Genomic DNA, 12,027 nt, shown 5'->3' on the forward strand with positions numbered 1-12,027 from the left:
TCAGCTCCGGCTCCGCGCCTCGGCCATCCAGGCCCCGATCGCCGTGGCCACCGGGTGATCCGCCCCCAGCTCCGCCTCGGCGAGCGCGAGCGCCCGCTCGTACAGCGGCAGCGCCGTGGACGGCCGCCCCGCGGCGTGGTGGACCTGCGCGAGCCGGACCAGCGTCGGCCGGAGCGACGGGTGGGCGGCCCCGGCCAGCGCCTCCCGCGCGGAGAGCGCGCGCTCGTACAGCGCCGCCGCCTCGGCCGTGTCCCCGAGCGCCTCCCGGGCGGCCGCCAGGTTGTGCAGGATCGACGCGAGGAGGCCCCCCTCCACGCCCGCCCCCGCCTCGGCGATCTCGAGCGCCCTCCGGAGCATCACCTCCCGCTCGGCGGTCGGGAGGTCCTCTTCCAGCTCCAGGAACGTGGCGGCGTTGTAGAGCGCCTCTGCGACGAGCGCGTGACGGGCGCCGAGCGCCCCCTCCCGCAGCGCGATCGCCCGCCGGAAGAGCGGCGCCGCCTCGGCGCGGGCCCCCCGCCTGCCGAGCAGCAGGCCGAGCCGGTTCAGCAGCGCCGACAGCTCGATGGGGTCGGGGTCGCGCATCCGCTCGTAGCCCGCGAGCATCCGGCGGAACAGCGCCTCGACGTCCTCGAGCTCGCCCTGCCGCTCGAGGATGGCGGCCAGCTGCTCGAGCAGCCTCGGCAGCGGTGGATCGGTGCTCGCCGCCGCCTCGGCGATGGCGATCGCCCTCGCGGAGCTCGCGCGCGCCTCGTCCAGCCGCCCCTGCGCGAGCCGCGCCGAGCTCAGCGCGTAGAGCGGCGCCGTCAGCTCGGCGTCCCCGTCACCGTAGATCTCCTCGGCGATCCGGAGCGCCCGCGCGCATGTCGCCTCCGCGTCGGCGTGGCGCGAGCCGGCGAGCTCGGACGCGGCCACGTCGAGTAGGCGCCGGTACTCTCTCCCCCTCCACCAGCGCAGCACGGCGCGATCCGGTCGCATCCTCCTCTACTACCTCGTCCCCACCCGGGAGGGCGAGAAGGCCGGCAGGGACGTCCGGCGCGCACCGGCCGGCGTCCGGCGGCGGCACCCGACAAGGATGATCGGAAGAGCATCGCGCGGGCGCGGAGCAGTGTACTCTGCTCGCAGGATCTCGTGGCGCGAAGGTGCGATGCAGACGCTCGATGCCAGCAACTGGCGGTTCCCGTCGATCGGGGCTATGGCGCACGGCGCATGGTGCGGCGCCTCCCGAACGGCCTCCCGAACGGCCTCTCGAGCGGGGGCCCCTGCCTCACGAACGGGGCGATCGTGGAGGCGATCGAGGAAAGGTCGCCAAGGACATTTCTTCCGTTTAGACTGCCCCGACGGCCCCACGCGCCGACGCTCCCCACGATCATGAGGTCCAGGCTCACGCATCGCGAGGCATCGTCACCGAGGGGAGGGCTCGCCCGCGCCCGCACGGGGAAGGCGACGGAGTTCATATGAGTGGTGCCAACGAAAACGTCGTCGATGAAGTAGCGCGCAGCGAGCCGATCGATCCGTTGCTCGGAAAGGTGCTCAACGGAAAGTTCAAGATCCTTTCCCAGCTCGCGACCGGCGGCATGGGCACGATCTATCGCGGCGAGCAGATCCCGCTCGGGCGCCAGGTGGCGATCAAGGTCTTGATCCCGAACCAGGCCTCGCGGCAGCTCGACCCGAACTTCCACAAGCGCTTCTTCCTCGAGGCGAGCATCCTCGCGCGCCTCCAGCACCCGAACATCGTCACCGTCTTCGACTACGGCCGCATCGAGGCCGACGATCAGGAGCGGTTCTTCATGGCGATGGAGTTCCTCGAGGGCGAGACGCTCTTCCGGCGCGTGCGCCGGCAGGGGCGCCTGCCGCCGCCCGAGGCGATGCGCATCGCGCGGCAGATCGCGCGCGGGCTGCGCGAGGCGCACAAGCACGGCGTCGTCCACCGCGACCTCAAGCCGTCGAACATCATGCTCGTCTCCAACGAGGACGCGGAGGAGGCGGTCAAGATCCTCGACTTCGGCCTCGTGAAGCAGCTGGGCGACGACTCGGAGGAGCTCACGCAGCAGGGCGCGTTCCTGGGCTCGCCCCGCTTCATGTCGCCCGAGCAGATCTCGCACGGCAAGGTCGATCTCAGGACCGACATCTACTCGCTCGGCGTCATCCTCTACCAGATGCTCTGCGGGAAGGTCCCGTTCGAGTCCGAGAAGTCGATCCAGATCCTGATGGCGCACCTCCAGCAGCCGGTGCCGCGCATGAAGGAGCGGAACCCGGACGTCGACATCCCGGAGCCGCTCGAGGCGCTCGTGATGCGCTGTCTCGCGAAGGATCCGGACGGCCGGCCCGCGACGATGGACGCCCTCATCCAGGGCCTCGGCGAGTGCGCCCGCGGCATGGGCGTGACGACGGCGTTCGGCGGCACGCAGATCACCTCGTTCGAGTCGCTGCCCGGCGTGCAGATCTCGTCGCGTTCGTCCACGGTGCAAGCGCTCAAGGACGCGGTGACGCTCCCGGCGCCGTCGACTGATGACGATCCGAGCGGGCGCACCTCCGGCGTCGGCTCGGGCCCGGGCGCCGCCGCGACCGCGGCGGGCGCGTCCAAGGGCGCGACAGGCGCGCAGGAGGCCCCCTCCGGCGGCGGGCGCAAGGGGGTGATCCTCGCCGCCATCGGCGTGGTCGTCGTGGCGGCGGGCGCGTTCGCGCTGACCCGCAAGCCCGCTCAGACCGAGGCCACGCCCGAGCTCGCGACCGCGCCCACGACGGCGCCCGCGGCGACCGGCACGCCCAGCGATCACAAGGGCGCGCCCTCGTTCATGCTGATCATCGAGTCGATCCCGCCGGGCGCCGACGTCCTGGAGGACGGGAAGTCGCTCGGGCAGACGCCGCTCCAGCTCTCGATCGCGAACGAGCAGGTGCGCGCGTCGCCTCGCCGGCTGACCCTGCAGAAGGAAGGCTTCCAGCCCTACTCCATCGTGCAGGGGCCGTCGGAGATGTCCGTGCAGACCGTCGCGCGGCTCGCGCAGGTGGCCGCGCCTGCGAAGACCGACGACGCGCCGTCCAACACGAGCTCGGGCGGCAGGCGAAACTGGGGCCGCCCCGTTCGCCCCGCAGCGCCCACGGCCACGTCGAAGCCCAGCCCTCCGGAGAACACGGCGCCGTCGATCCGGATCGACAGGTAGCGATCAGGCCGCGCCCGACGAGCACCATCGGCTAGTCCCTGATTTCACCGCGCCTCAAGGGCGTGGTGCAGGGGCCATGCGCTAGCTTCCTGGCCGCGCATGTCCCGCCTGCTCATCGTCTCGAACCGCCTTCCGGTGACCGTCCACGCCGATCAGGGGGACGTCTCCGTCGTCCCCTCGGCGGGCGGCCTCGTGACCGCGCTCCGGGGCCCCCACGAGCGCCACGGCGGCCTCTGGCTCGGATGGCCGGGCGACCTCGCGCGCCTCACCGAGGAGCAGCGCCGAGAGGTCGAGGATCGGCTCGAGCAGCTCGGCGCGGCCCCGGTGCACCTCACCTCGGCCGAGGTGAGCCGTTACTACGACGGCTTCTCGAACAGCGTCCTGTGGCCGCTGTTCCACTACCTCGTCGAGAAGTTGCACCTCGACGCCCGGCACGGCTGGGAGAGCTACCGCGAGGTGAACGAGCGCTTCGCCGAGGCCATCGTCGCCCGGTACAGGCCGGGCGACAGGGTGTGGATCCACGACTACCAGCTCACGCTGGTGCCGGCGATGCTGCGGCGGCGCATCCCCGACGCGCGGATCGGCTTCTTCCTGCACATCCCTTTCCCCGCGGCCGAGGTCTTCCGGATCCTGCCCTGGCGGGAGCAGGTGCTGCGCGGCATGCTCGGCGCCGACGTCGTCGGGTTTCACACGACGGCCTATCGGTACCACTTCGTCTACTCCGCCGCGCGCGTGCTCGGGCTCGATCCCGACCTGGAGACGCTCGCGTACGAGGGGCGGCGGGTGCGGCTCGGCGCCTATCCGGTCAGCATCGACGTCGACGAGTTCGTGCGGCTCGCGCGCGACGAGGAGGTCCGTGCCGAGGCGCGGCGCATCCGCGAGAGCGCCCAGGGCCGGAAGATCGTGCTCGGCGTCGATCGGCTCGACTACACGAAGGGCATCCCGAGGCGCATGCTCGCCATCGAGCGCTTCCTGGAGCGCGAGCCCGAGCTCCGCAGCAAGGTCCGGTTCATCCAGCTCGCGGTGCCGACGCGCGAGAACGTCGACGCCTACGCCGAGTTCCGGCGCGTCGTGAACGAGCTCGTCGGCCGCATCAACGGCAGCTACGGGACGCTCGACGATGTCCCGATCCACTTCCTGCACCGGTCGATGCCCATGGCCGGGGTCGTCGCGCTCTACCTCGCGGCCGACGTGATGATGGTGACGCCGCTGCGCGACGGGATGAACCTCGTCTGCAAGGAGTACGTGGCCTCGCGGCTCGACGACACCGGCGCGCTCGTGCTGAGCGAGTTCGCGGGCGCGGCCGCCGAGCTGATCGAGGCGCTCCTGGTGAACCCGCACGACATCGACGCGGTGGCGTCGACGATCCAGCGGGCGCTCGTCATGTCGCCGTCCGAGCAGCGCGTCCGGATGCAGGCGCTCCGGCGCCGCGTCGTGACGCACGACGCGCACCGCTGGTCGCACCGCTTCCTGAACGATCTCGAGCGCGCGGGCGGCGTCCTGCCCGCGGTGGGGGCCGTCCGGCGGCCGGAAGGCGCGCCTCAGGGGAGCACGATCGCGAGCGCGCGCAGCGCGCCGTCGCTGATCGTGATGCTCGACTACGACGGCACGCTGGTCCCCCTCGAGGCCATGCCCGAGCTCGCTCAGCCGGACGAGGCGCTCGTCACCGAGCTGCGCGAGCTCGCGGCGCGCCCGCGGACGCAGGTGCACGTGGTGAGCGGCCGGCCGCGCGAGGACCTCGAGCGGTGGCTGGGCGAGCTGCCGATCAGCCTCCACGCGGAGCACGGGTTCTTCTCGCGCGCCGCGCCCGGAGAGCCCTGGGTCGCGCTCCGCGAGGCCGCGCTCGACTGGAAGCCGAGGGTCCGCGACGTCCTCCAGGGCTTCGTCGACCGCACGGCGGGCAGCTTCATCGAGGAGAAGATGGTCTCGATCGCGTGGCACTACCGGGCCGCCGACCCGGAGCTCGCCAGCCAGACGGCCCGCGAGGTGCCCCTGGAGCTCGGCGAGGCGCTGCGCGAGCACGATCTCGAGCTCATCCCGGGCCGGAAGGTGCTGGAGGTGCGGCTCCGCGGCGTCAACAAGGGGGTGATCGTGCCGCGGGTGCTCGCCATGATGGGGCCCGACGCGGTGGTGATCGCGCTCGGCGACGACAGGACCGACGAGGATCTGTTCGCGGCGCTCCCCCCGACCGCGCTCACGATCCACGTGGGCGGCGGGGAGAGCTCCGCGGCGTTTCAGCTGCCCGACCCGGCGTCTGCGCGTCGCTTGCTGCGCGCGCTCGTCGCCTGAGGGCTCACGCCCTGGCGCGGCGACCGCGCCGCCGGAGGGCGGCGCCGAGGAGCGCCGCCGCCCCGGCGAGGAGAGCCCCCGAGCCGGCGACCGGGCCGCCCGCGAGCCCCCCGCCGACGCTGCACGCGCTGGCGTGGGCGTCGTGCGGAGCGCCCGCGTTGCCCTGGGCGGCCTCGGAGCACGCAGCGGCGCGCGCTGCGGTGTCGTCGCCGTCCGCGGCGCAGTCGCCGGCGGACGCGTCGGCGTCGGCGTCGGCATCGGCGTCGCTGGCATCGGCGTCGCTGGCATCGCCGTCGTCGGTGTCGCTGGCGTCCGCCTCACCGTCGCTCGGGGCGGCATCGCGGCCGACGTTCCACGCCTCCTCCGCGGCGCTGCTGTCGCCGTCGTCGAGGTCCCGATCGCTGTCCGCGGCCCTCATGGCGAACGCCGCGAGGCTGGAGCCGGACTCGTAGGCTCCGATGTCGATCGCGCCAGCGACCGGCCGCAGCAGCGGTCCGCTGGCCCCGCGGCTGCTCCTCCTGGGCGAGGACTGCGGCGCGGTGAGCGGCTTCGGGAACGGGTACCCTGCCGGGCTCGGCGTCGCGCTGGAGCCGGCGTTGACGAGCGGGCTGTTCGACGCCGGGCGGAGGTCCAGCGAGCTGAGGTTGGTAAAGCCGGGGTCGGTGCTCTGCACCGTGCCTGTCCACGCCGCGGGGATGGCCGAGGAGCCGGTGGGCACCCAGTTGTTGGCGCCCGAGATCAACGCCGTTCCGGTCTTCCAGGTCGCGCTCCTGTCGACATAGACCTCCACGCCGCCGCCGCCGCGCCGATAGAACACGTTGTTGCTCAGCTCGACGCTCTCGATCCCGTCGAACATCCTGATCGCCGGCCGCGACCCGGGGGCGAGCAGGAACGTGTTGTTGACGAACCGGAAGCGACCCCACGTCTGCCCCGTGCCGTCGCCCCCGACGCGCACGGCGAAGTGCTGGCCGGTCTTGACGATGACATTGCCGACGACGTCGGAGTCCTCGCGCGCGAGCCCCTCGTCCTGGCCGTCCGGCCCGATCAGCTCGAGCTCGTGGTATTTCGCGCCCTCGATCCAGTTGTAATAGATCTCGTTCCGCTCCGCGCGGCTCTTCACGCTGTTGCCGCCATTGCCGTCGTGCACATAGCAGTGCCGCATGCGGAACACCGAGCCGAGGTGCGTCTCCTCGTCGGTCGCGATGTAGATGGGGTGCCTGGTGTCGCCCGAGCCGCAGGCATAGACCTCGACGTACTCCAGCGTGAGGGATCCCGACTCGGAGTCGGCGCCGAGGATCCCGTGCCCGGCGCAATCGTGCACCACCGAGTCGCGGATCGTGATGTCGTGCGCCTTGTTGAACACGCAGCGGCCCGAGCCGCCGGTGATGTCGAAGCCTTCGAAGGTATAGTGATTTCCAGCGAAGACCACGGTGTTCGTCCCCCCCGATAGGACAGGGCGGCGGCCGTTCACGCGAACGCCGCGGATCGTGATCTTCTGCGCCTCGGTGCCCGACTTCTTGAAGAACAGATCCCCCGGATAGGTCGCGTCGCCCTCGACCAGAACCACGTCCCCGGCAGCGAGGCGAGGGGCGACCTCCGCGAGGCTCGCATAAGGCTTGCCCCGCCCCACCTCGTACGTCGCTGCGCTCGCCGGCGAGGCGGCGAGCAGCACGGAGAGCCCGATGCCCGGCGCGACGAGAGAGAGTGTGACGAGGTGCCTTGTGTTGAGTTGCTGCATTGGCGTACTGTCGCGTGCTGTAGAGTCCGAGTGCAAGCTGCTTTTTAATGAAATGCATGATGGGTAATTCAGGCGACACCTGACGGCGGGAATTCCTGCCGTTATTCCCGTGTACCCAGCGGCTTTCACCATTGCTGAGAATCCTCGCCGTCTGCCATTTCTCGATAAATTTTGGTAAATAAAAGCAAGTCGGTGCGAACGCCGCGAAGAGCGTGAAGAGCAGCGAAGAGCGGGTGAAGCGCGGGAGGAGCGGGAGGAGCGCGAGGGGCTGGAGGAGCGCGCGGGGCGAGGCGGGCGGTTCCTCTCGGCGCGCGCGTCGTTCCGTGTCATGGAGCCGACCATGTTTCCGGTTGTCCTCGCCTCCACGTCGCCCTTCCGGAGGGCGCTCCTCGATCGCCTCGGGCTCGCCTACGAGGCCGTCGCGCCGGCGTTCGAGGAGATCGCGCCCGAGGGGACGTCGCCCCTCGCGTGCGCCCGCCTCTTCGCGGAGGGGAAGGCGCTGAGCCTCGCGCCCGCGCGGGAAGGCGCCCTGATCATCGGCGCCGATCAGGCGCTCGAGCTCGATGGGGAGCTCCTCCGCAAGCCGGCCTCGCTCGACGAGGCGGCAGACCAGCTCGGGCAGCTCGCGGGGCGCGTCCACGCGCTCCACGCCGCCGTCGCGGTGCACGCGCCGCCGGGGGTGCCGCTCGCGGCCGGCGAGCCGCGGACGCTGGCCGAGTGCGTCTCGGTGGAGCTCCGCGTCCGCCCGCTCGACCGCGCGCAGATCCGCCGCTACGTCGAGCTGGATCGGCCGATCGGCAGCGCGGGAGGATACCTCTTCGAGAAGCACGGACCGTGGCTGTTCGACGACGTGCGCCACGCCGACGAGGCGGCCATCGTGGGGCTGCCGCTCGTCCCGCTCTGCCGCCTCCTGCGCCGCTTCGGGGTCGATCCGCTCGCCCCGCCCGCGCGCGCCTGAGCGCGTAGGCCCGCGCGCGCGGGTGGTGGCCGGATTTGAACATGAAGGCGGGAAGGCGGGAAGAAAAGATCAATGATCTTCCCGCCTTGCCGCCTTCATGTGAACTCTCTTCGGGCAAATTTGAGCACTATCGGCTGCGGCGCCATGTGCGTGCCGGGGCTTCCAGGGAGGGGCGGCCGTGGCGCGCCCGTTGCTAATCGTGGTTCCAGGGTCGAGCCTGCCGCTGGGCCCTCACGAATGAGCATCTTCTGCCGGGCGACGCCGACGGGGCGGGCCAGGCGCTCGACGAGGTGAGGCGATGATGGAACGCCCGCCCTTCAACGCGGCCGAGGCGCTCACGGCGGCTGATCTGACGCTGTCCTGGTCGGCCCTGCAGAACGAGGAGCGGGTGCAGGCCTATCGCCGCCTGCAGCGCGAGGAGGCGGAGGATTTCTTCGAGGGTCTCCCCACGGCCGACCAGGCCGCGCTCCTCGTGGGCCTCACGAAGGGCGAACGCAGGCTGTGGCTCCGCCTGCTCGCGCCCGACGACGTGGCGGACCTCCTCCTCGAGGTGTCGCCGGCCGACCAGGCGGAGCTCCTCTCCTTGCTCGACGAGCCGACGCGGCGCGAGGTGATCGCGCTCCTCGCGTACGCCGAGGACGAGGCCGGCGGGCTGATGAGCCCGTGGTTCGCGCGCGTGCGGCCGGAGGCGACGGTCGACCAGGCGATCAGCTATCTCAAGCGGCAGGCCAGGGATCACCTCGAGACCATCTACTACGGTTATGTGCTCGACGCCGAGCAGCGGCTGCGCGGCGTGGTGTCGCTCAGGCAGCTCATGATCGCCCCCGGCGACCGGCGCGTCAGCGACGTCATGAAGACCGACGTCGTGTCGGTCAACGAGGACGCCGACCAGGAGGCGGTGGCGCGGACCTTCGCGGAGCACGATCTCGTGGCGATACCCGTCGTCGACAGCGAGGGTCGGATGAAGGGGATCGTCACCGCAGACGACATCGTGGACGTCGTGGAAGAGGAGGCGACCGAGGACATCCAGAAGCTCGGCGGTATGCAGGCGCTCGACGCGCCCTACCTCCGGACCCCCCTCTCCAGGATGCTCGGCAAGCGCGCGGGCTGGCTGTCCGCGCTGTTCGTGGGCGAGCTCCTCACCGCCACGGCGATGGGGCACTACGAGAGCGAGATCGCCCGCGCCGTCGTGCTCGCCCTCTTCGTGCCGCTCATCATCTCGAGCGGGGGCAACTCCGGCTCTCAGGCGACGACGCTGGTCATCCGGGCGATGGCGCTCGGCGAGATCCGGCTCGCCGACTTCTGGCGCGTCAGCCGCCGGGAGCTCGCGTCGGGCCTCGCGCTCGGCGGGATCCTCGGCGCCATCGGCTTCGCGCGCGTCATCGCCTGGGAGAAGCTCTTCGAGGCCTATGGCCCGCACTACGCGCTCCTCGCCCTGACCGTCGCGATCAGCCTTGTCGGCGTCGTGACCTGGGGCACGCTGGCGGGGGCGCTCCTGCCGTTCGTGCTCCGGGCGCTCCGCTTCGACCCGGCGAGCGCCTCGGCCCCGTTCGTCGCGACCCTCGTCGACGTCTCCGGCCTCGTGATCTACTTCAGCGTGGCCGAGCTCCTGCTCCGCGGTGTGCTGCTGTGAAGCGGGCGAGCGCCCCCCGCGCCCTCCCCGGGGGCTTCCCCGAAGCGCGCGGCCGGGGAGCGCCCGGGCGGCGGGGGCCTAGGGGCTGACGCGGGACGCCAGGTAGCGCGCCACATACGCGCCGATCACGCGCGCGTCCTCGCGCCAGCGGCCGCCGGGCTTCAGCTTGTCCGCGTCCGCGGAGCTCAGGCTCGTGTTCGGGATGGGCGACGCCGTGCGGCTCGAGAACTGGACCTCATCGAGCACCCGGCCGTCCGGCGTCGTGAGCCGGAGCGTCAGCCGGATCTGGCTCGGGGCCGAGGAGACGACCGCGTAGAAGCCTGGATTCATGTAGCCGATATAGGGCTTGATCACGAACGGCGCCGACGTGTGGCCGTCGGACGGCGCGACCTCGATGCCCTCCTCCTGGGCGGCGGCGACCACGGCCTTCGTGAACTCCTCGTTGATGGACTCCTTGTCCGCCACGAAGCGCTGGTGATCGTCCGCGTCCTTGCCGGCCAGGTACTGGTCCTCGCGCTGGTCGAGGATGAAGAGGCCCACGTAGTCGATGGGCATCAGGGCGAAATACCGCTGGCCGACGAACGTGTCGGGGCTCGCCTGGGTCACGACGCGCCAGCGCGGCCCGCACCCGGCGAGGGCCGCGAAGCCGAGCAGCGCGGCCGCGATGAAGCTGCGACGGTGCATGAGGGTCTCCTTCAGAGGGCCCGCCTTGTAGGCCATGTCCGAGCGAGCTGGCAAGGGCGGCGCAGCGCGCCGCGCCCGGGCGGGCCGGTCCGGCGCGCCGCGCCCAGGCGGGCCCGTCCGGCGATCACGCGGCGGCGGCCCGCGCGCCCCCTCCGACCCGGACGGGGCAGGCGGCCCGCGCATTCGATCGATGGCGCGCGCGGGCTCGCCCCGCGCTCGCGCGCGCTGTGCAATGGGCGGACAGGACCGGAGCTGGCCTGTCGGATGCATGTTGGATTCGACAGCTGAAATGGCCACCTCGTACGAGGATGCCTTTCTATCGACGTTGGAGGTAAACCCATGATCCCGAATTTCGTAGCCGGTCTCTTCAGCATTTTGCCCATCTTGGTGCTCCCGTTGCTCGGCGTCGATCCGCCGGAGGACGCGGGTGGCAGCGGCTCGCAGGTGGGTGAAGGCTCCGAGCTGGAGCTCCCAGGCTTGCCCGGGGAGGGCGCCTCGCGGTTCGCCTATTCGATCTCCTGCATCGAGGGCAGCACGGGAAAGAAGACCTTCCTGACGGAGGACGACTTCTGCAGCGCCCTGCGCGACGAGCAGGTCTGCTCCGAGAGCGCGGCCATCTTCGCGCTCTTCCACGGCTGTCCCTGAGCGCCCGCGCGGCGGCGGTACAAACCCTTGACATTCGAGGGGGGCCTTGCTCTTCCTAGCGAGCGCGAACCGCCCCGCGCGGCCCTCCCCCCCACAAGGTCGCGCGCCTCGGAGGCTCAGATCGTGACGAACCTCTATCTCATCCGGCATGGAGAAGCGCTGGTCAACGTGAACCATATCGTGGGCGGGATGCGCGGGGACACCGGGCTGACGCAGCTCGGCGTCCTCCAGGCGGAGCGCCTGCGCGATCGCCTGGCCGCGACGCGCGAGATCCCCGCCGACGTCCTGATCGCCAGCACCTATCGCCGGGCGCAGCAGACGGCCGAGATCGTCGCCCCCGCCCTGGGGCTGCCCGTCACGCTCGACGACGAGGTCCAGGAGCTCCGCCCCGGCGAGGCGGACGGGATGCCGGTCGGCGAGGCGATGGTGCGCTACGCGATCGATTTCGAGCGCGAGCCGTACCGGCCGGCGAGCCCCGGTGGCGAGAGCTGGGCTCAGTTCATGCTGCGGGTCTCGGTCGCCCTCGATCGCGTCACCCGTGAGCACGAGGGGCGGACGATCGTCGTCGTCACCCACGGCGGCTTCATCGACGTCGCGTTCCTCCACTTCTTCAGGATGAACGCGCTCGCCTTCCCGAGCGCGCACTTCGCCACCCGCCACACCTCGCTCACCCACTGGCAGCGAAGGCGGCGGTGGGGTCGGGCCGAGGCCTGGCACCTCATCTATTACAACGACAGCGCGCACCTGCGCGACGTCGAGCGGACCGTGCGCATCCCCTGGGCGGAGCTCTCCACGCTGGCGCCGAGGCTCGTGGATGATCCGTCTGGGCCGCCGTCCTCCGAGAGCGGCGAGGGGCGCTAGCGCGCGCGGCCAGGCAGACAGGCAGCCGCCCGCCCGCGGTCCCTCTCGGCCCTCGCGC

General features: G+C 71.5%; 9 protein-coding genes. 6 read left to right on the forward strand and 3 right to left on the reverse strand.

Features of this window, described 5'->3' with window-relative positions; all coding sequences use genetic code 11:
- Positions 1-975 (reverse strand): tetratricopeptide repeat protein, encoded by a 975-nt coding sequence (locus tag WMF39_RS02710; RefSeq protein ID WP_437743989.1) that lies wholly within the window; start codon positions 973-975, stop codon positions 1-3.
- Between the two features lie 479 nt (positions 976-1,454).
- Between WMF39_RS02710 and WMF39_RS02715 the strand changes: the two genes are divergently transcribed.
- Positions 1,455-3,161 carry a serine/threonine protein kinase gene (locus WMF39_RS02715; RefSeq protein ID WP_437743990.1) on the forward strand — a complete coding sequence of 569 codons (1,707 nt, stop codon included), beginning with the start codon at positions 1,455-1,457 and terminating at the stop codon, positions 3,159-3,161.
- 99 nt (positions 3,162-3,260) lie between these two features.
- A complete protein-coding gene (locus WMF39_RS02720; RefSeq protein WP_437743991.1) occupies positions 3,261-5,450 on the forward strand; it encodes a bifunctional alpha,alpha-trehalose-phosphate synthase (UDP-forming)/trehalose-phosphatase in 2,190 nt (729 codons plus the stop codon).
- A 4-nt stretch (positions 5,451-5,454) separates the two neighbouring features.
- On the opposite strand, the gene WMF39_RS02725 is transcribed toward WMF39_RS02720, so the two are convergent.
- Positions 5,455-7,188, reverse strand: a complete 1,734-nt coding sequence (locus WMF39_RS02725; protein ID WP_437743992.1) for a right-handed parallel beta-helix repeat-containing protein — start codon at positions 7,186-7,188, stop codon at positions 5,455-5,457.
- Positions 7,189-7,528: 340 nt separating this feature from the next.
- On the opposite strand from WMF39_RS02725, the gene WMF39_RS02730 reads away from it, so the two are divergent.
- Both WMF39_RS02730 and mgtE read left to right on the forward strand, forming a co-directional pair.
- A complete protein-coding gene (locus tag WMF39_RS02730) occupies positions 7,529-8,146 on the forward strand; it encodes a Maf family protein (RefSeq protein ID WP_437743993.1) in 618 nt (205 codons plus the stop codon).
- A gap of 298 nt (positions 8,147-8,444) precedes the next feature.
- The gene (gene mgtE, locus WMF39_RS02735; protein WP_437743994.1) at positions 8,445-9,779 is read left to right on the forward strand and encodes a magnesium transporter; all 1,335 of its coding nucleotides are present in this window, start codon (positions 8,445-8,447) and stop codon (positions 9,777-9,779) included.
- A gap of 78 nt (positions 9,780-9,857) precedes the next feature.
- On the opposite strand, the gene WMF39_RS02740 is transcribed toward mgtE, so the two are convergent.
- Complete coding sequence (locus tag WMF39_RS02740) at positions 9,858-10,463, reverse strand: hypothetical protein (protein WP_437743995.1); 606 nt, start codon at positions 10,461-10,463, stop codon at positions 9,858-9,860.
- A 339-nt stretch (positions 10,464-10,802) separates the two neighbouring features.
- Between WMF39_RS02740 and WMF39_RS02745 the strand changes: the two genes are divergently transcribed.
- Entirely contained in the window at positions 10,803-11,108 is a 306-nt protein-coding gene (locus tag WMF39_RS02745) for a hypothetical protein (protein ID WP_437743996.1), read from the forward strand.
- A gap of 123 nt (positions 11,109-11,231) precedes the next feature.
- Positions 11,232-11,969, forward strand: coding sequence for a histidine phosphatase family protein (locus WMF39_RS02750; RefSeq protein ID WP_012233128.1), 738 nt, complete (start codon positions 11,232-11,234; stop codon positions 11,967-11,969).
- Positions 11,970-12,027: the final 58 nt, after the last annotated feature.

Origin of the sequence: Sorangium sp. So ce1504, assembly GCF_051521635.1 — a bacterium.
In the GTDB taxonomy this organism is placed as follows: Bacteria; Myxococcota_A; Polyangia; order Polyangiales; family Polyangiaceae; genus Sorangium; species Sorangium cellulosum_B.

Coding starts and splice junctions, on each gene's coding strand:
- WMF39_RS02745 (WP_437743996.1), top strand. CDS start 10,803: ATGATCCCGAATTTCGTAGCCGGTCTCTTCAGCATTTTGCCCATCTTG.
- WMF39_RS02730 (WP_437743993.1), top strand. CDS start 7,529: ATGTTTCCGGTTGTCCTCGCCTCCACGTCGCCCTTCCGGAGGGCGCTC.
- WMF39_RS02715 (WP_437743990.1), top strand. CDS start 1,455: ATGAGTGGTGCCAACGAAAACGTCGTCGATGAAGTAGCGCGCAGCGAG.
- WMF39_RS02710 (WP_437743989.1), bottom strand. CDS start 975: ATGCGACCGGATCGCGCCGTGCTGCGCTGGTGGAGGGGGAGAGAGTAC.
- WMF39_RS02720 (WP_437743991.1), top strand. CDS start 3,261: ATGTCCCGCCTGCTCATCGTCTCGAACCGCCTTCCGGTGACCGTCCAC.
- mgtE (WP_437743994.1), top strand. CDS start 8,445: ATGATGGAACGCCCGCCCTTCAACGCGGCCGAGGCGCTCACGGCGGCT.
- WMF39_RS02725 (WP_437743992.1), bottom strand. CDS start 7,188: ATGCAGCAACTCAACACAAGGCACCTCGTCACACTCTCTCTCGTCGCG.
- WMF39_RS02740 (WP_437743995.1), bottom strand. CDS start 10,463: ATGCACCGTCGCAGCTTCATCGCGGCCGCGCTGCTCGGCTTCGCGGCC.